This is a genomic window from Streptomyces sp. NPDC037083, assembly GCF_055606485.1.
In genome coordinates, this window is sequence record NZ_JBVJSQ010000013.1 from 1 (window position 1) to 18,425 (window position 18,425).

Below are 18,425 nucleotides of genomic sequence, written 5' to 3' on the forward strand. Positions count from 1 at the left end.
GCGGAGTGCTGCTGCCGTTCTTCTCCTTCATGACGTTCCTCATCGCCGTACCCACCGGCGTGAAGTTCTTCAACTGGATCGGAACGATGTGGAAGAGCTCGCTGTCCTTCGAGACGCCGATGCTGTGGGCGACGGGCTTCCTGATCACCTTCACCTTCGGCGGACTGACCGGCGTCATGCTCGCCTCCCCACCGCTCGACTTCGCCGTGTCGGACTCGTACTTCGTCGTCGCCCACTTCCACTACGTCGTGTTCGGCACGGTCGTCTTCGCGATGTTCTCCGGCTTCCACTTCTGGTGGCCGAAGATGACCGGCAAGATGCTCGACGAACGCCTCGGCAAGATCACCTTCTGGACGCTGTTCATCGGTTTCCACGGCACCTTCCTGGTCCAGCACTGGCTGGGCGTGAACGGAATGCAGCGCCGGATCCCCGACTATCTGGCCGTGGAGGGCCTGACCACCCTCAACACGGTCTCGACGATCTTCTCCTTCCTGCTCGGCACTTCGATGCTCCCGTTCTTCTACAACGTGTGGAAGACCGCCAAGAACGGCAAGCCGGTCGGCGTCGACGACCCGTGGGGCTACGGCCGCTCCCTGGAGTGGGCCACCTCCTGCCCGCCGCCGCGCCACAACTTCCTCACCCTGCCGCGCATTCGCAGTGAATCCCCGGCGTTCGACCTGCACCACCCCGACGGCCCCGCCAGGGAAAGGGAGTTGGTCGCCCCATGACAGCCATGGAGGAACACCCCCTGGACACCGGGGGCTTTCTCAACGACATCGAGGGGCATCTGCTCATCGCCGCGGCCCGCCAGGAGGGCCGTACGGCCGCCGCACGCTTCTCGGCCCGGCTCGACTGGCTCACCGTGGGGCAACGCGAGGAGGTGGCACGGCAGTTCGAGAAGGAGTACCTCATTCTCAGCTGCCTGTCGTGGCAGCGCACTGCCGAACGGGGCCGGGAACTGCGTGACGAGTACGAGCAGACCTACCGCCGTCTGCGGCAACGCGTCCTCGCCTGCTGTCTGTTGGGGGGCGTCCTGCTTGCGGCGACGGCGCTCGTCGCCACTGTGGCAGTCGCCTGAGGTGCGGTGTGGCCGGCGTCGGATCGACCGACGCGGTCGCGGCTGTCTGCGTTGTCGGCTGCGGAGCCGCGGTGCCGGTGTCGGCCGGGGAGCGGGACGGCGGTGTTCAGGCGGGGAGGAACGCCGGGAAGGGGGTCCCGCAGCCGGTGGTGGTCTGCGGCGTCAGGGACAGATGCGCGGTGACCCGTTTCCCCGTGGCGCGAAGGGCGACGACGACTTTGTCGCTGACAGTGTGCACCAGGTGCAGTCCATGACCGCCGATGCGGCGAGGGTCGGCCTTCTTCGGCGCCGGTTTCTCGGTGGAGCTGTCCCACACGGTGATCGTCAACTCGTCGCTGGACAGCTGCAGGGTTATCCCGCAGGGACCCGGAGCGTGGAGGATGGCATTGGTGACCAGTTCGCTCGCGGCGAGTTCGGCGTCCGCCGCCAGGGCCGTCGGCACCGCTTCGCGGCCGGTTCGCGGCGCGTGGCCGAGAAAGGCGCGCAGGGCCCGGCGGGCGTCCGCGGCGCGGGCAGCGCCGTCCCCCCAGGTCGCGCCGTAGCGCAGTGGGGCGCCCTCGTTCGTACCCTGCTTCCCTGCCGTCTGCTTCCTCAGCGGGATGACCATACGAGGCTCTTTCATCGCGTTCACCGATCTTCGGCCCTTTTCGCCATTTCCGTCCTTCCGCTTACCCGAATACCGACCGCGCATTCCGTGGACACTCCCGATGGCGCCGTAGGAGAGCCCCCGGCGGACGGGACCGGGCACGCGTCGCTGTCAGGGTGGAGGGGATTCGTGATGAGCAGGTCCAGCAGCTCAGTGGCGTCGAGGTGGTCGAGTTCGCCGATGAATTCCAGAACGGGAGCGGTCGTGACCGGTCGTGGCCTCCTGGGTGGTGATCTTCAGCGTGCCTGTGCGGGGCTTTCGGTCCTGGGGTCGGCCGCGGGAATTCCCAAGGCGAGCAGGGCGGTGTCGTCGTCGAGTCCGTCGCCGAAGTCGTCCAGCAGGCCGCTCAGGGCCTCGATCACGGCGGGCGGGGGTTCGCCGGCGTGGTCGGCGACGAAGGCGCGCAGGGCCTCGTCCCCGTACAGCGTGGTGCGGTCCTGGCCCGTGCGGGCTTCGGTGAGACCGTCGGTGTACAGCAGAAGGGTGTCGCCGGGTCCGAGGAGCGTGGTGGCGGTGGCGAAGCGCGCGGAGGGCAGCGCGCCGACGAGGAAGCCGCCGGGGGTGGGCAGGAAGTCGGCGGTGCCGTCCGCACGCAGGACGAGGGCCGAGGGGTGGCCGCCCGAGGCGATCCGGACGGTGGCCTGCCCGGTCGTGGAGTCCGGCTCGACGATGCCGAATATGGTGGTGCAGTACCGCGGATCGCCGCCGGTGTAACGCTCGTGAAGCACCTTGTTGGGGTGGAGAGCGCGGCGACGGGATCAGGATCGTGCAGGGCGGCGGTGCGCAGGGTGTAGCGGGTCAGCGAGGTGACCGCGGCGGCCTGGGGGCCCTTGCCGCATACATCGCCGAGGAAGAAGGCGAAGCGCTTGCCGTCGATGGGGAAGAGGTCGTAGAAGTCGCCGCCGAGCCGGTCGGGAGAGGCCGCGCGGTAGTGGACGGCCGCCTCCATCCCGGGCACGGACGGCAGGGACTCGGGCAGGAGCGACTGCTGGAGCACGGCCAGGGCGTCCTGGAGCCGAGCACGGTCGGCCTCCGCCTGGCGATGCGCTTCCTCCGCTTCCTTCCGGGCGCGCAGGAGTTCGGCTTCGTAGGCGCGGCGGTCCCGCGCGTCGAAGAGGGTGGTGCGGATCAGCAGTGGCTCGCCATGACTTCCGTGTTTGACCGCTGAGGAGACCAGTACCGGCATCCGGGCGCCGCCGGTCTGCTTGATCTCCAGGGCGATGCCGCCGATCTCGCCCTGCATCCGCAGCAGCGGCGCGAAGTGCGTTTCGTGGTACAGCTTGCCGCCCACGGTCAACAAGTCGGTGAACCGCATACGGCCCACCACAGCCTCCTGCTCCAGGCCGAGCCAGGCGAGCAGCGTGGCGTTGATCTTCGCGATGGTGCCGTCCATCAGCGTGGACAGATACCCGCAGGGCGCGCTCTCGTACAGTTCCTCGGCACTGTCCTCCAGCAGCGCGGCGAACGCCGCATCCGCTGTCGCCTCGTCGCCCTTGCCCTGCGGGTCGGGCTGCTGCCCGGTGCGGCACATCAGCGCAAGCCGGCCAGGAAGGCGGTGATCGCCTCGTTGGTGGCCTCCGGCGCGGAGAGGTGGGGGCAGTGCCCGGTCGCGTCGAGGGTGACCAGCGTCGAGCCGGGGATCGCCTGGTGGACGAAGGCTCCGACCTCGCGGGGCGCGATGACGTCCTGGGTGCATTCCAGTACCAGGGTCGGCACCTGTACGGACTTCAGGTCGTCTCTCGAGTCCGACAGGAATGTGGTCCGGGCGAAGACGCGCGCCATGTCAGGGTCGGTGGCGCAGAAGCTGTTCGTCAGCTCCTGCCCGAGCTCGGGCCGCTCCGCGTTCCCCATGATCACCGGTGCCATCGCCGCCGACCAGCCCAGGTAGTTCGATTCCAGTGACGCCAGCAGCTCGTCGATGTCCTCGGCGCTGAAGCCGCCCCGGTAACCGTCGTCGTCGATGTAGCGCGGAGACGGAGCGACCATCACCAGCGCCCCGATGCGCTCCGGAGCCATCGCGGCGGCCAGCACCCCGATCATCGCGCTGACCGAGTGCCCCACGAACGCCGCGTCGCGCAGGTCGAGTGCTTCGCAGACCTCGACGACGTCCCGGGCATAGCCGTCCAGGTCGGCGTAACGGTCCTCCGAGAACGCGGACGGATCCGAGCGGCCCGAACCGACGTAGTCGAACAGGACCACCCGGTAGTCCTCGACCAGCGCCGGCACCGTCAGCCGCCACATGTTCTGATCGCAGCCGAACCCGTGCGCCAGCACCACCGTCCGCCCCTGCGGGTTGCCGGTGACGGTGACGTTGTTCCTGCGATCGATTTCCATACCCCCACCCTCTCAGACGTCACCCGCCACTCCCGCCGGGCGACGCATCAGCGCCCGCCCTATCCGCCTCCTTCACACTCTGCGCATATGACAGGGCTCAGTCGTTCCGGCCGCGCAAGGTGCTGGTCACGCCCGAAGCCGTAAGCGGCTCGGTCACCGGCTCTCGCGCCGCCCCGCACACTGCCTCCCGGATCGTCACGGCGCCCGGCGCAACGCCTGCGGCACACCGGGCGCGGCACCCCGCCCGCCCCCTGGCCCCGGCCGGCTGCACCTCGTCCGACCACCCGGCCCCTCTGGCCGGCGCACCCTCGTGGAGCCGGTGCGTTTCCGCTGCCGATGAAGATCGCGGCCCCCACTTCAGGCCCGTCCGGTGCTGCCCGACGATGTGATGGAAGTCGCCCATTGCCCGGCCGCCCAGCGATCACGGAGTTGCGGCTGTGATCACCGGGGCTCTGTGATCACCGGGGCTCTGGGCCCGGGATTCCACCACGGCTGAGCGAAGGTCTCTCAACTCCGACGGCCACGGGGCCGCTCCTTGGCGTCGTACTCCTGCCGGGCCTGCTCCACCTCGTCCAGGTTGACCGACCAGTCGGCGAGTGCTGCGAACAGCGGCGACAGGCTGCGCCCCAGTTCGCTGATCTCGTACTCCACCCGCGGTGGCACTTCGGGGTAATAGGTGCGCACGACGAGCCCGTCGCGTTCCATCCGCCGCAGCCGTTCGGCCAGCACCTTGGGGGTGATGGTGGCGATGCGGCGTTCCAGCTCCACGAACCGATGCCGTCCATGCTCATGAAGCGCCCACAGAATCGGAGTGGTCCAGCGGCTGAAGACGATGTCGACCACCGGGGCGATCGGGCACGCCTGCTCGGGGGCGATGCCGGCACGAGCCGCCGGAGTCATGTCGTGGGTCACAATGAGCCCTCCTCGCCATTACTTTCCTCTAGGTACCTACTATCCCCGTGCCGGTAGCTTCCGTTGGGCCCAAAGAAAATACTCGTCAACGGGAGCGAAAGTGATTGTGGTTACCGGAGCTACGGGCAACGTCGGGCGGCCGCTGGTGCGGGCGCTCGTCACGGCCGGCGAACAGGTGACGGCGGTGTCGCGAGGAATCTCCGCACGGGACATTCCGGCCGGCACACGGCACCATCAGGCCGACCTGGCCGAACCGGAAAGCCTCGCGCCCGCATTCGACGGCGCCGACGCGCTGTTCCTGCTGACCTCGGGCGACTTCGTATCGGCCGGTGGCAGCGTCAGCGACGTCCTCAAGGTCGCGCGGGCGGGCGGGATCAGCCGGGTTGTCCTGCTCTCTTCCCAAGGCGTTGGCACCGGAAGCCACCCCTCGACACTTGAGGACCCCGTCACGCGGTCGGACCTGGAATGGACACTGCTGCGGCCGGGGGGCTTCGACTCCAACACGTTGCAGTGGGCCGAGACGGTCCGCGCGCAACGCAGGGTCGGCGCGCCGTTCGGCGACGTCGCGCTGCCGACCGTCGACCCGACCGACGTCGCCGAGGTCGCTGCCGTGGCATTGCGGAACGCCGGCCACAGCGGCAGGACATACGAGCTGACCGGGCCGGCGCCGGTCTCACCCCGCCAGCAGGCGAGAGCGATCGCCGACGCGCTGGGCGAGCCGGTGACGTTCGTCGAGCAAAGCCGCGCGGAAGCTCGGGCACACATGCTGCAGTTCATGCCCGAGCCGATCGTGGAGGCCACCCTGGACGTCCTGGGCACGCCGAAAGCCGCCGAGCAGCGGGTGAGCCCCGACGTCGAGCGCGTCCTCGGCCGCCCGCCCCGCACCTTCGCCCAGTGGGCTGCACGCAACGTCGCAGCCTTCAAATAGGAGGCCGCACGGCAGGCGTGGACTCAATCGAGACACGCGCGTTCGACGTCGGGCCGTGCGACAAGGGGCCGAGCCAGTGCCGCATCAGGCAGCGCCGGCCCCGTTCGGCGGAGCCAGATCCCGCACCATACGGGCTTCTCATGCGCCTCCCGTGTGGTTCAGGATTTCGGCGGCCAGACGGTCGTCCAACTCCGTGGGCAGGGTGTGACCCATGCCCTCGATCATGACCAGACGGGCGCCGGGGATGGCAGCGGCGGTGGCCACGGCGTGCGCGGGCGGGAACATCGGGTCCTCGGTGCCGTGCAGGACCAGCGTCGGAGCGGTGACGGAGGCCAGTTCCGCGGTGGAGCCCGTACCGGCGGCTCCGGCGAGCGCGTGGTTGAGCGCCGCCCGCGGGTCCCGCGCCCGCCCGTACACCAGCCGCTCCATCGCCCGGTACTCGTCCCCGTGGAAGGGCAGTACCGTGCCGTGCAGCACACGCCACAGCGTCAGCCGGGCGGCGAGGTAGTCGTCCAGGCCCACGTCCGGCTCGGGGAAGGCCGAAGCGAGGGCGGCCAGCAACTCGGGCTTGGGCGGAGGCAGTTCGCCGGGCATTGGAGGCTCGCCCGCCAGCACGCGCTGCACCACGGCTGCCGTGTCCGTGCCGAGGGGCTGGGACGAAAGGCACGTCAGGGTCAGCACCCGGTGCGCGTGCGTGACGGCCAACCGCTGGGCGATGATGCCGCCGAGCGAGGCGCCCACCAGGTGGACTCGTTCGACCCTGAAGGCGTCCAGGACGGCGAGTGCGTCGGAAGCCATGTCGGCGACGGTGTACGGCTGGGCCGCGAAGTCGACGGTGGAAGAGCGACCGGTGTCGCGGTGGTCGTAACGGATGACCCGTCGCCCGCCGTCGACCAGGCGACGAACGATGCCGTCGTTCCACTGGACGCCTTGCGCCTGCGCGCCCATCACCAGCAGCACCGTCGGGTGGTCCGGGTCGCCGAAATCCTCTGCCCACAGCTTGAGGTCGCCCGCACGGACCATGCGCTCACGACCCGTCAGGTACGCGTCGTCGGTGTTCTTCAGTTCATTTTCCTGCATGACCATTCAATATAATGGTTCGGTGCACGCGCCGCACCGGATTTCCCGCCGGACGCGAGTTGGACGCGGCGGCTGCACGCCGGGCACCCTGATCCCCATGGCCGGAGTCAAGGGACAAGTGCAGAAGCGGGGCGTGGAGCGGCGCCGCGCCATGGTCGACGCCGCGATCGAACTGTTCGCGCGGCAGGGAGTGCGGGGCACCGGAGTGGCCGCGATCGCCGAGCGCGTCGGTACCACTCCGTCCGCCCTCATCCACCACTTCGGCAGCAAGGAGGGACTCGTCAAAGCCGTCATGGAGGAGGCCGACCGGCGCGCCCTGGAACGACTGTCCATCGCGCCGGGCACCGAACCCACCCTGGAGCAGGCTTTCGACTGGTTCGTGCGGGACGCCGAGCACACCGCTTCCGCCGAACGGGAACTGGCCGCCCTGCACGTCACCCTCACCGCGGAGAACCTCGAGCCCGGGTCCGTACTCCATACCTGGTTCCGTGACCGCGGCCGGGCCCTACGGGCCCATCTGGTCTCCCTGTTCACGCGGGCCGCGGCCGACGGTTCGGCCCGCACCGACCTGGACCCGGTGATCCTGGCTTCGGAGACGGCCGCGTTCATCGAGGGAGCCCACCTGCTGTGGCTGCTGGACCCCGAGCAGACGGACCTGACGGCAGTGCACCGCAGCTACTTCGAGGGGCTGGCCTTCCGGCTGCGGCCATGACCGCCGACCGACATGACGTACATCGCGCGTGAGCGTGCGGGACGGGCGCATCGCCTCCCGCCCTCGGCCGACCCCTGTCGTGGCAACCCGTACGTCGGCGCTCGCTGCGCGTCTACTGCGGTACCGGCCCCGCCTGGAACCGGTATTCCGTGGGCGAGAGGCCGTAAGCGGTGCGAAAGGCGCGGGTGAAGTCGGAGGCGTGGAGGAAGCCCCAGCGGGCGGCGATGGCGTAGACGGGAGTGGAGCGCAGCGAGGAGTCGGCCAGGTCGCGGCGGGCGCCTTCCAGCCTCTGACTGCGGATATAGGCGGCGACCGACTCGCCCCGCGCCTGCTGGAAAACCCGGTGCAGGTAGCTGAGGGATATGTGATGCGCGGCGGCGACCACGGGCGGCGCCAGCTTCGGATCGTGCAGGTTCTGCCGGATGAACGCCCGGATGCCCTCCACCGTGGCCGCCTTGCGCGCCTCCTCGGACAGGGCGGTCTCCGCGTCCAGCACTTGGGCGAACCAGGCGGACATCAGGTCGAGCACGACGGTGCCCAGACGTGGCGCGTCGGACGGCTGGAGAGTGTCGGCCTGTCTGTCCAGGCTGACGAGGAGGTCCGTCAGCACGGCGCCGAGGCCCTCCCGTCCCGACAACCCCCGGCCCAGCAACTCCCTTACCCGGTGCGGTGGCAGGGGCAGCAGCGCCTTGGGGAAGTCGACGGCCACTCCTCTGACGGCACGGCTCTCCGAGTCGTCCGTCGACCGGACGTCGTAGGGCCGTGAGCTGTCGGCCAGGTGCAGGTCACGTGGACGGAACCTGTCGATCCGCCCGGCGTGGTCGACAGCCAGCCCGCCGTCCAGCAGGAGCGTCAGGTGGTACATCTCGGGGTCGCACTGACGCACCATCTTCTGGCTTCGCCGGAAGCGCGTCGGCAGGAACGACGCCGACCACACGGCCACCGGCCCCAGCTCCATCAATCGGTACTCCGCCCAGAAGTCGGCGGCGTGAACGCTGGTGATGTCGCTTGAGCGGGTCTGGCCGATCAGTTCCCACCAGGAGTCGAACCGGTGGTCCGCCGGCACGTCCGCGGTGCGGAACACGCTCCCGATCATTCCGTCCATCCCTGATTCCCACTACGGCACTTCCGTCGGCATCCTTCCACGTGGAGATCACTCCGAATGCGTCGCGTTCATCACGGGTGCCCATGCTGCCGGCAACGATGCTGGGGCCGGCACTGGCACTGGCGCGGTGAAGGACGGTGTCCTTCTCGGCGAGGACCAGGATGCAACCGGGCGCACCCCCTCCCCCGTGCGCTCCTGATGGCCGCGTGGGCGGCCCGGCCTTCGCGGGTCAAGCTGGGCGCGGGTGCCACAGGCTGCAGGCCACCGCCGGCGAGGGTGTGACACGGTGAGAGAGCTGTCGTCCCATGCAGGAGCGGGACCCCGGACGGCTGTGGAAAGAGATCGATCTTGCGTCAGCCGACTTCCGCCGGGACGATCTTCGCGAAGGGTGATCGTGTTCTCCTGGCAGAGGGCCGGCCCACGCCGGTGATCGACCAGGCAAGACGCATCGGATGGTGGTAGCGATGACTGTGTCAGGTGGCGACTCCTCGACCCCGGCCGGCGGAGCGCCGGTGCCTCGGGTTCTCTTCGACACCGGCACGCTGGAGGAGCTCGGTTCGGCATCGACGGGCGCGGTGTGGCGATTGTCGGAGCCCGGTCGCCAGCTCGACGCCAACATCGTCCGCATCCCGGCCGAACAGCGCGTCGAAACCCATGCCGAGCCGGACCTCGACGTCCTCCTGCTGGTCGTGTCCGGGGACGGCACCTTGGTCACCGCCGACGGGCCGTGTCCCCTGGGCGAAGGCAGCCTCGTCTGGCTGCCCCACGGATCCACCCGCGCCCTCGTCGCAGGCCGGCAGGGCATGGCGTACCTGACCGTTCACCGGCGTCGGCCCGGCATGCGGATCCAGTCCGCCGGGGACGGCCGGGACCGTGGGTCCGACCGGCGGCCCTGAACTCGATCAAGGCTGCACCAAGCCGGTGTCGCCGTACACGATGCAGGTGTGCCCTCACCGTGCAGGGGAGGGACCGAACGTGCCGAGCGGCGGCCACCGTCACGGGGGCTACCTGCCGAGGTCGGATGTCGTAGCCCTGTGATACTTCATGTCTGTGACCAGTGAGAATCCCCGTACCGTGACATCAGCTGCCCCGCCGGCCAGGCGACAGATCCAGTCCTGGCAGGACGCCGAGCACAACGCCGCGGTATGGATGCGTCACTGGGGCTTCAGTGACGCCCGGGCAACGCCAGGCGGTGCCGACGGAGGTATCGACGTACGCTCGCGCCGCGCCCTGGGACAGGTCAAATACCAGGCCGCGGCGGTCGGCCGCCCTGAGCTGCAAAACCTTTTCGGCGCCCGGGGCCGCGACATGCACAAGCAGCTGTTCTTCTTCACCGGCAGTAGCTATGCCGCCACCGCCATCGAATACGCCGACACCAACGACATCGCCTTGTTCGTCTACGCCCTTGACGGGGCGATGGACCCCGTCAACGAGGTTGCCCGGCGCGTCGGCAAACCGCCGGCCCCCGTCACGCCCCCGGCTCCGACGCACCCCCTGCCCCTCATTCCGGTTGCCATCACCCCGGCCGCATCCGCTCCGCAACCCTCGGAGCCCCCACGGCATGAGCTGAAGACGCGCAGATGGGGCCGGATCGTCCTGGGGCTGGTCCTGGCCGTCGTAGCCGTTGCCGTTCCCCACGAGTCCACGGTCATTCCCTGGCCCAACACGGTCGTCATGACCATCGGACTGCTGGTGATTCCCCTCATCCTGATCTTCTGGGGGATGGGGGCGAAGAACCAGCACAGCTTCGTGTCCATGGGCGCCGGCCTGGTCCTCATCGATTTGTCCTTGAGCTGGATGATGAACCGGCATCTGCGGGACAACAACGCTTATTGGATCCTCACGATTGTGGCCCTCGGCCTTGCGACCCTGTTGATCCGATCGAATGCCCGGGGCCGTGCTCGGGCCAGGGCTGCTGCGGCTGGCTGACCTGACCTCGCCGGACTCCCCATCCGCCGGTGTCCAGCAGCCCTCATAATCGGCTCGCCAAGGCGTACACGAACACGGCTGACTTCCCGCGCCAGGACAACGAAGGTCCATGCCCAACCGGTGGCGAGGCTGAGGGCGACAAGGTCCCAACAAGGCCTACGGGTGCCCGCCGGCCGCGCACCCGCCGGTGGTAGCTGACTGCCGCCGACTGCGGCTCGTGCCGCAACCGTGCCGGACGCACAGGTCAGCCACGGTCAACAGGGGCCGGGCCATCGTGCCGGCGAGCGAGCGCAAGTTCCTCCGTCACGGCATCTACGAGCGTCCAGGATGCGGATCAGGTCCTCCTCGTCCAGTGGACCACCCGACTGGGGGATCCGCACGTTGGTCAGGTCCTGCGGGCCCCCGGCCGAGAACCGCCCAGGAAGGGGAGCCGTGACGGCCGCCGGGATGCGGGCCGCTTCGAAGCCTCCAAGGTTCTCCCAGCCGCGTCGCGATGATCGCCGTGACCGACTGGACCGGAGACGTGACCGACTGGACCGGAGAACTGGTCCCTGCGGTCACGGGAGGGGGGCGGGCCAGGCTCGACGCCGCAGCCTCGGGCACAGCCGCGCAACCCGGTCGTCGGCCTCCGGCCATTCATCCGCTCCGGGTGATGCGGGCCGACACCCGTCGGGGCTCTCCTGAAGACAGAAGTCAACCGGAACGCCAGAACCAGACAAGGGGTCCGAGATGGCTGAGCAACAGACCGGGGCAAGCGGCGTCGCCGCCCTCGCCGAGGCCGACGCGCCGGTGTTCGAGACGCTCGTCCAGATGACGCTCGACACGTTCGAGCGGTCCGGACTGGACCAGGAGACGTACCTGCTGGCACGCATCGCGGCTCTGGTTGCCATGGACGCCTCCGCTCCCTCATACCTGCTCAACATCGGCACCGCCGCGGAAGCCGGCGTGCCGCTGGAGAAGGTCCAGGGAACGCTCGTGGCGATCGCCCCCGTGGTGGGCAGCGCCCGGGTCGTGTCCGCCGCCCGTGCCATCGGCGAGGCCTTCGGGCTGGAAATCCCCGGAGAAGACGAGCAGTGACGGCGCACCCGGCCGGGGCGGCGAGTCCCGGCCGGCTGGGCAACGGCCAGAGGTCCCTGCCCCTCCTCCCGCACCAACTGCGACCTCGACCCGGACGACACCACGACACAGGAGAAGCAATGGGCAGCAACGTGAACCTTGCCTACGACTACCCGGTCCTGGGCGCCTTCTGGACGATCATGTGGATCTTCCTGTGGGTCATATGGATCATCCTGCTCTTCCGCGTCATCGTCGACATCTTCCGCGACGACTCCATGAGCGGATGGGCCAAAACGGGATGGCTGGTCTTCACGATCGTCCTCCCCTTCCTGGGCGTCTTCGTCTACCTCATCGCCCGCGGCAAGAACATGGGCAGGCGTGAACAGGAGCACGCCAGGGCCCAGAAGGAGGCGACGGACCGCTACATCCGCGAGACAGCCGGCGCCACCGGCCCAGCCAGCGAGGCGGACCAACTCGCCAAGCTCTCGGAGATCAGGGCCCGCGGCGACATCTCCGACGAGGAGTTCCGCCGGGCCAAGGAGAAGGTCCTCCACTCGTAAGTGCCGTGCGGGGCAAGCCCGTCGGTCCGAACCCGACGACGGGCGCCGGCCGGCAGGGGCCGGGCCGGCGGTAGAGCCCAGGAGTGCCATGGTCTGGCACAGGGAGGCAGTCATGACGGTGGTGGCAAACCCTTCGCTTCTGCGGGAGCTGGTCGAGCGGTGCGAGAGGCTCAGACGGCACGCCGCGGCCGGCGGCAGCCCGGAAGCCGACCGGCGGCTCGAGGACGCGACGTACACGCTGTGTGTGGTCACCGGCACCCGCCAGTTGGATGCGGCACTGTTCGTGGCCCGTCGCCAGTTGGCCGCCGCGATGACACGACATCAGCCTGCCCGCCGCTGAACACGCACCCGGCGTAGGAGCACCGGATACGTTGCTCCGCCGGCCAAACACGCCTGCATGAGCAGTGGGTTCCCGCGCTGCCCACACCGACCACTTTGCGTGCGGCCACGTCGGCGAGTCGTTGAACCGCGGTGAGCGGCGCCGGCACGGTCACAACGGCTACGGCCGACGCGGCCCCGGTTCTTCCCCGGGCTCCGGGGGAAGAGGTGTCAGCTTCACCGTCGCGACGTACGAGACCACGACCGCGACGATCACCAGCGGCATGACGGTGAGCCCCTGTGAGCCGATCAGCAGCGTGGCGAGCAGGACCGAGACCAGCGGAAGCCTCAGCATCGCGGCGCTCATCGCTCCGATGCCCATCGCGAACCCCGCGATCAGGCTCAGCCCCGGCAGGTGGGAGAACAGGATGCCGCCCGCCGCTCCCACGAACATCGCGGGAAAGATCGGCCCTCCCCTGAAGCTGCTGAGCGATGCGCAATAGGCCAGGCCCTTGCACAGCACCAGCAGCGACAACGCGCCCACCGAGTACGCGGTGCTGCGCGTGAGGAGTGGATCCAATGCCGTCTGCCCGGAATACAACACGTCGGTCGCTGCCTTGCCGGTGCCCTCCGCGTAGCCGATCGCCAGCCCCGCCACGACCAGGCCCATGACCACCGTGGCCAGCACTCGTCGCCTCTCGACGCGCGTTTTGAGCCGGATGGCAAGCCATCGGATGCCCACGCCCACGAGTGCGGCCGACAGTCCGATGGCCAGAGCCCAGCCGAATTCCGCCGCTGTCGGCCTCGTGGCCTCGGGCACGTCGTTCAGTGCCAGCGAGTAGGTGCCCAGCCCGGTCCAGTTGCCCAGACCGACGAAGATGAGTGCACCGATGCCCGCAGCCAGCAGGCCGGGCACCAACACCAGCGCCATCATCGGCCCGCCCACACCCGAGGCTTCCATCAGGAGAAATGCTCCGAGCAGGGGCGATCCCAGTAGCGAGCTGACGGCTGCAAAACTGCCGGCCGCGCCCAACACCGCGCTCACCTGCTCCGGAGGGTTCCGTTTGACCATCCGCAAGGCGCCGGCGGCGAGCCCCGCGCCGAGCGTCAGGAGGGGCGACTCGGGTCCGAGGACAGCTGCGAAGCAGAGGGTCGCCAGGGCGGCGAAGAAGATGCCGGGCAGCTCGATGGGTGTGGGCGGTCCTGTGGTCTTGAACCCGGCTGTCGGTTCATGGCCGCCGTGCCCCGGCAGGTACTGGATCGTCAGCCCGGCGAGCAGTCCCCCGACCGCGAGCAGCGGCAGCGGCCACCACGGTGGCGTTCCGTCGAACCCCAGCGACTTGGGCAGATCCGTGTAGATCAGTGGCTGAAGTTCGCCGACCAGTGCAAGGAAGCCGAACGCCGCCGCGGACACCGGCACGCCGATCAGTGCGGCCAGCACCAGGAGCACCAGGTACTGGCGGCTCCGAAGGAGCGTCAGCGGGTCCTGGGGGGACGCGGCCTCGGATCCAGTCCTGGCGACCGGCATGCGCAGTGCCTCCTCTCGATGCGGACCTCGTTGACCGTCTCACCGGCCGCTGACCTGCGCGTGTCCTGACTCTGGTGGCTGCTCGCGATTCACCCGCTCGCGCTCGCGCCGAGAACCTCGGGAGCATACCGAGGCGCCGGCCGGGAATTGGTGAGGCTCACGGGTGTCGGTGGGTCGCCCCCGGTGGAGCCGGGGCTGTGGGGAGGTCGCATACTCGGTGCTCGTCGCGGGACGTGAGTGCGATGACGGCTTTGGCCGGTGTGCTGGGCGAAAAGGAAGGCTGATGGGGGACATGAAGGACGCGAACGAACTGGCCGTGCCGGAAGAGGTGGACAGTCCCGCTCTTCGGACCCAGCCGACCGGCAGCCTGGCGCGGTGGCTGCTGCGCCACCGGGTGCAGCCGGTCGGGCCGACGGCAGGCCAGGGGCATTCCGAGTCGCATGCCTGGTGGAAGGTGATGTGCCTGACGGGGGTGGACTACTTCTCCAGCCTGGCCTACGTGCCGGCGATCGCGGCGCTCGCGGCGGGGGCGGTGTCGCCGCTGGCGACCTTGCTGATCGTCGCGTTGACCCTGGTGGGGATGTTGCCGATGTACCGCCGGGTGGCTCGCGAGAGCCCGCACGGGGCCGGGTCGGTGGCGATGCTGGAGGACCTCCTGCCGTTCTGGTGGGGCAAGCTGTTCGTGCTGGTCCTGCTCGGCTTCGTGGCCACGTCGTGGATCATCACGATCACCCTGTCCGCGGCTGACGCCTCGGTCCACATGATGGAGAACCCCTACCTGCCCCATGCTCTGCACGGTCATGAGGTCGCCATCACGGTGACGTTGTTGCTGCTGCTCGGAGGGGTGTTCCTGCTCGGGTTCAGTGAAGCGGTCAGCGTGGCCATCCCCCTGGTCGCGGTGTTCCTCGTGCTCAACGCGGTGGTCATCGCCGTGGGAATGGCGGACGTCTTCACCACGCCGGAAGCGTGGTCGGCGTGGACGCAGGCCCTCGCCGACGGCGGAGGCGTCGTCGACCTGGCAGGGCCGGCGCTCGTGGCGTTTCCCCTGCTGGTGCTGGGCTTGTCGGGCTTCGAGACCGGGGTGAGCATGATGCCCCTCGTGTCCGCCAAGGGCGCCGATCCCGAGCAGCAGCTGCGTTCGCGGATCCGCAACACCCGCAAGCTCCTCACCACCGCCGCGCTCATCATGAGCGTCTACCTGTTGTCCGCCAGCTTCGTCACCACCGTCCTCATCCCGCACAAGGAGTTCGAGCCCGGGGGCGCGGCCAACGGGCGGGCCCTGGCCTGGCTTGCCCACGAGAAGGTCGGGGAGGCGTTCGGCACCGCCTACGACATCAGCACCATCCTGATCCTGTGGTTCGCGGGCGCCTCCGCGATGGCCGGACTGGTCAACATCGTCCCGCGGTACCTGCCCGACTACGGCATGGCCCCGGAGTGGGGGCGCGCGGTACGCCCCGTCGTGAGTGTCTACACCGTCCTCTGTGTTCTCATCACCTTCGCCTTCGACGCCGACGTCGACGCTCAGGCCGGCGCGTACGCCACCGGCATCCTGGCCATGATGGTCTCCGGCTCCTTCGCCGTCACCGTCTCCGTCGCACGCCACCGACGGCGCGCCGCCGCAACGGGCTTCGCACTGCTCACGGCGGTCCTTTTCTATGCCTTGGTGGCCAACATTCTCGACAAGCCGGACGGCATCACGATCTCCGGCATGTTCATCGCCGGGATCATCGCCGTGTCGCTGATCTCCCGGGTCTCGCGCACCACCGAACTGCGCGCGGACCGCATCGTCTTCGACCAGGCCGCCCGCCGGTTCATCACCGACACCCTCGCCCACGACAACGCGATCAACATCATCGCCAACAGGCGGGAGGCCGGTGACCATGCCGAGTACTCCGCCAAGGAACGTGAGCAGCGCGGCAGCAATCCGGTGCCCGGACCGGCCGACGTGATGTTCCTGGAAATCGACGTGGTCGACCCGTCAGACTTCAGCGAAACATTGGCCGTTCGCGGCGTCGAGGTCGACGGTTACCGGATCCTGCGCGCCGAGGCCCCGGCCGCGCCGAACGCCATCGCCGCGATCCTGCTCGCCCTGCGCAACGCCACCGGCGTGCAGCCGCACTGCTACTTCGCCTGGGCCGAAGGCAGCCCTCTCCTGCACATGTTCCGCTACTTCCTGCTGGGCCGCGGCGACACCGCTCCGGTCACCCGCGAGATCATCCGCAGCAACGAACCCGACCCCGATCGCCGTCCGGGCATCCACGTCGGCGGCTGACCCCACTCCCCGCGTGCGCGCCGTCGGCGTCCGTGCGGTGGCGCGCACGGTGGTGCGCGCGACGGTCGGTGCTGTGCTGCTCGGTGATGTGGTCGGGCCGACATGGCATCGGTGCCGGAGGCGTGGCGCACGCCGGTTCCGGCACCGATGAGGCCTCGGCCGGGCTGAGGTCCGGCTGAGCCGATGCCTCGGCCGGTTCGTCGGCGGAGCCCACCCGGTCGGCTCGCTTCTCCGTTGCGCGGGAATGGGGAAGGCCACGCCCTCGTGCCGTCGTCTGAAGCCTGTGTGACGGAAGCGTTGACTGGGCCATGTACAGCACCTAACGTCTGGCCCAAATTACGAACTACGTTCGAAATACCGACGGAATACGGGCTGTTGGTGACTCTCCGCCCGCGGTTCCATCCAGGTTCAGCCCAGAGGGAGTAGTCCGTGAGACCTGCGCTCACCCGTCGAACGGTCCTCGGCATGATCGCCGGTTCGGCCGCCGCCACCGTCACCGGCGCCTCGGCCGGCGCCGCCCACGCCGCCGTCCCCGCGTCACCCGGTGTGACGTACACGAACACCATCGCCGAGCAGCGGGCCGACCCGCACATCTGGAAGCACACCGACGGCTTCTACTACTTCACCGCCACGGTGCCCGCGTACGACCGCATTGTGCTGCGCCGCTCCACCACGATCCAGGGGCTTTCCTCCGCCGCCGAGACGACCATCTGGACCAAGCACGCCACCGGTGTGATGGGGGCCCACATCTGGGCCCCGGAAATCCACTTCATCGACGGCAAGTGGTACGTCTACTTCGCCGCCGGTGACGCCGACAACGTGTGGAAGATCCGGCCGTACGTCCTGGAGTGCACCGCCGCGAACCCGGTCACGGGCACCTGGACGGAGAAGGGGCGCATCGCGCTGCCGCTCGACACCTTCTCCCTGGACGCCACGTCCTTCGCCGTGAACGGCACCCGCTACCTCGCCTGGGCGCAGAACGACCCGGCCGTCGGCTCCGGCACGAACATCTACCTGGCGCAGATGTCCAGCCCGTGGGCCATCACCGGCACCCCCGTCATGCTCAGCCGCCCGACCGCCTCGTGGGAGACCGCCGGCGGCCAGACGGTGAACGAGGGGCCGGCCGTCATCCAGCGCAACGGCAAGGTCTTCATGACCTTCTCGGCCAGCGCCACCGACGCCAACTACTGCCTGGGCATGCTGACCGCGTCCGCCTCCTCCGACCTGCTCAACGCCTCGTCCTGGGCCAAGTCCGCCGGCCCGGTCTTCGCCACCAACGCGGTCACCGGCCAATACGGCCCCGGCCACAACCAGTTCACCGTCTCCGAGGACGGCAAGTCCGACATCCTCGTCTACCACGACCGCAGCTACAAGGACATCAGCGGCGACCCCCTCAACGACCCCAACCGCCGCACCCGCGTCCAGAAGATCTACTGGAAGGCCGACGGCACGCCCGACTTCGGCATCCCGGTCGCCGACGGGCTCACCCCGATCCGGCTCTCCTCGTACAACTTCCCCGACCGGTTCATCCGGCACTGGGCGTACCGCGCCCGGATCGAGCCGAACGTCTCCCCCTTGGCCGACTCCCAGTTCCGTGTCGTCACCGGTCTCGCCGGCAGCGGCACCGTCTCCCTGGAGTCGGCCAACTTCCCCGGTTACTTCCTCCACCAGAAGAACTCCGAGGTGTGGGTGGAGAAGAACGACGGGACGGCGCAGTTCGCCGGTGACGCCTCCTTCACCGCCCGGGCCGGCCTCGCGGACTCCGCCGGAGTGTCCTACGAGTCGTACAGCTTCCCGGGCCGCTATGTCCGCCATTACGACTACCTGCTGTACGTCCAGGCTCCCAGCACCGCGACGGACCGGGCCGACGCCACCTTCTACACCCAGTGAGCGGTTCCGAGCCGGGCTGACCCCGCGGGCGCGCGCCGTCGGGATCCGTCCGCCGATCACGGTGTTGGCCGGCCGGT

Annotated in this window: 17 protein-coding genes and 1 pseudogene; 11 read left to right on the plus strand and 7 right to left on the minus strand. The window is 69.2% G+C overall.

Translation table 11 applies throughout. From position 1 onward, the window contains the following. The coding region (locus ACZ7DE_RS29940) for a cytochrome c oxidase subunit I (protein WP_470766579.1) at window positions 1–728 on the plus strand (728 nt) is incomplete at its 5' end. Then, window positions 725–1,078, plus strand: coding sequence for a hypothetical protein (locus ACZ7DE_RS29945; protein ID WP_470766580.1), 354 nt, complete (start codon window positions 725–727; stop codon window positions 1,076–1,078). The genes ACZ7DE_RS29940 and ACZ7DE_RS29945, both read left to right, overlap by 4 nt. A gap of 106 nt (window positions 1,079–1,184) precedes the next feature. Here ACZ7DE_RS29945 and ACZ7DE_RS29950 read toward each other — a convergent pair whose 3' ends face one another. The 4 genes and pseudogenes from ACZ7DE_RS29950 to ACZ7DE_RS29965 all read right to left on the minus strand — a co-directional run bounded on the left by ACZ7DE_RS29950 (window position 1,185) and on the right by ACZ7DE_RS29965 (window position 4,958). Then, entirely contained in the window at window positions 1,185–1,685 is a 501-nt protein-coding gene (locus ACZ7DE_RS29950; protein WP_470766582.1) for an ATP-binding protein, read from the minus strand. Window positions 1,686–1,960: 275 nt separating this feature from the next. After that, a pseudogene (locus ACZ7DE_RS29955) lies at window positions 1,961–3,255 on the minus strand (PP2C family protein-serine/threonine phosphatase). Then, window positions 3,255–4,058, minus strand: coding sequence for an alpha/beta fold hydrolase (locus ACZ7DE_RS29960; protein WP_470766584.1), 804 nt, complete (start codon window positions 4,056–4,058; stop codon window positions 3,255–3,257). Before ACZ7DE_RS29960 ends, ACZ7DE_RS29955 begins: the two are co-directional and overlap by 1 nt. Before the next feature lie 507 nt (window positions 4,059–4,565). Then, window positions 4,566–4,958 carry a winged helix-turn-helix transcriptional regulator gene (locus ACZ7DE_RS29965; protein ID WP_470767077.1) on the minus strand — a complete coding sequence of 131 codons (393 nt, stop codon included), beginning with the start codon at window positions 4,956–4,958 and terminating at the stop codon, window positions 4,566–4,568. Window positions 4,959–5,070: 112 nt separating this feature from the next. Here ACZ7DE_RS29965 and ACZ7DE_RS29970 point away from each other — a divergent pair, with 112 nt between their 5' ends. Further along, window positions 5,071–5,898 (plus strand): NAD(P)H-binding protein, encoded by an 828-nt coding sequence (locus ACZ7DE_RS29970; protein ID WP_470766586.1) that lies wholly within the window; start codon window positions 5,071–5,073, stop codon window positions 5,896–5,898. Window positions 5,899–6,036: 138 nt separating this feature from the next. Here ACZ7DE_RS29970 and ACZ7DE_RS29975 read toward each other — a convergent pair whose 3' ends face one another. Further along, on the minus strand, window positions 6,037–6,978 hold the full coding sequence (locus ACZ7DE_RS29975) for an alpha/beta fold hydrolase (RefSeq protein WP_470766588.1): 942 nt from the start codon (window positions 6,976–6,978) through the stop codon (window positions 6,037–6,039). A 97-nt stretch (window positions 6,979–7,075) separates the two neighbouring features. Between ACZ7DE_RS29975 and ACZ7DE_RS29980 the strand changes: the two genes are divergently transcribed. Then, on the plus strand, window positions 7,076–7,690 hold the full coding sequence (locus tag ACZ7DE_RS29980; RefSeq protein WP_470766589.1) for a TetR/AcrR family transcriptional regulator: 615 nt from the start codon (window positions 7,076–7,078) through the stop codon (window positions 7,688–7,690). 112 nt (window positions 7,691–7,802) lie between these two features. On the opposite strand, the gene ACZ7DE_RS29985 is transcribed toward ACZ7DE_RS29980, so the two are convergent. Beyond that, a complete protein-coding gene (locus ACZ7DE_RS29985; RefSeq protein WP_470766591.1) occupies window positions 7,803–8,786 on the minus strand; it encodes a helix-turn-helix transcriptional regulator in 984 nt (327 codons plus the stop codon). Between the two features lie 473 nt (window positions 8,787–9,259). On the opposite strand from ACZ7DE_RS29985, the gene ACZ7DE_RS29990 reads away from it, so the two are divergent. The 5 genes from ACZ7DE_RS29990 to ACZ7DE_RS30010 all read left to right on the plus strand — a co-directional run bounded on the left by ACZ7DE_RS29990 (window position 9,260) and on the right by ACZ7DE_RS30010 (window position 12,680). Continuing rightward, entirely contained in the window at window positions 9,260–9,691 is a 432-nt protein-coding gene (locus ACZ7DE_RS29990) for a cupin domain-containing protein (RefSeq protein ID WP_470766593.1), read from the plus strand. Between the two features lie 148 nt (window positions 9,692–9,839). Next, window positions 9,840–10,724 carry a restriction endonuclease gene (locus tag ACZ7DE_RS29995; RefSeq protein ID WP_470766595.1) on the plus strand — a complete coding sequence of 295 codons (885 nt, stop codon included), beginning with the start codon at window positions 9,840–9,842 and terminating at the stop codon, window positions 10,722–10,724. 729 nt (window positions 10,725–11,453) lie between these two features. Further along, window positions 11,454–11,801, plus strand: a complete 348-nt coding sequence (locus tag ACZ7DE_RS30000) for a carboxymuconolactone decarboxylase family protein (protein ID WP_470766597.1) — start codon at window positions 11,454–11,456, stop codon at window positions 11,799–11,801. 119 nt (window positions 11,802–11,920) lie between these two features. Next, window positions 11,921–12,340, plus strand: coding sequence for an SHOCT domain-containing protein (locus ACZ7DE_RS30005; protein WP_470766598.1), 420 nt, complete (start codon window positions 11,921–11,923; stop codon window positions 12,338–12,340). Window positions 12,341–12,452: 112 nt separating this feature from the next. Continuing rightward, window positions 12,453–12,680 (plus strand): DUF5133 domain-containing protein, encoded by a 228-nt coding sequence (locus ACZ7DE_RS30010; RefSeq protein WP_470766600.1) that lies wholly within the window; start codon window positions 12,453–12,455, stop codon window positions 12,678–12,680. Between the two features lie 159 nt (window positions 12,681–12,839). Here ACZ7DE_RS30010 and ACZ7DE_RS30015 read toward each other — a convergent pair whose 3' ends face one another. Then, window positions 12,840–14,186 (minus strand): chloride channel protein, encoded by a 1,347-nt coding sequence (locus tag ACZ7DE_RS30015; protein ID WP_470766602.1) that lies wholly within the window; start codon window positions 14,184–14,186, stop codon window positions 12,840–12,842. A 292-nt stretch (window positions 14,187–14,478) separates the two neighbouring features. Between ACZ7DE_RS30015 and ACZ7DE_RS30020 the strand changes: the two genes are divergently transcribed. Next, window positions 14,479–16,458 (plus strand): APC family permease, encoded by a 1,980-nt coding sequence (locus tag ACZ7DE_RS30020; RefSeq protein ID WP_470767079.1) that lies wholly within the window; start codon window positions 14,479–14,481, stop codon window positions 16,456–16,458. Between the two features lie 465 nt (window positions 16,459–16,923). Then, complete coding sequence (locus ACZ7DE_RS30025) at window positions 16,924–18,348, plus strand: family 43 glycosylhydrolase (protein ID WP_470767082.1); 1,425 nt, start codon at window positions 16,924–16,926, stop codon at window positions 18,346–18,348. Window positions 18,349–18,425: the final 77 nt, after the last annotated feature.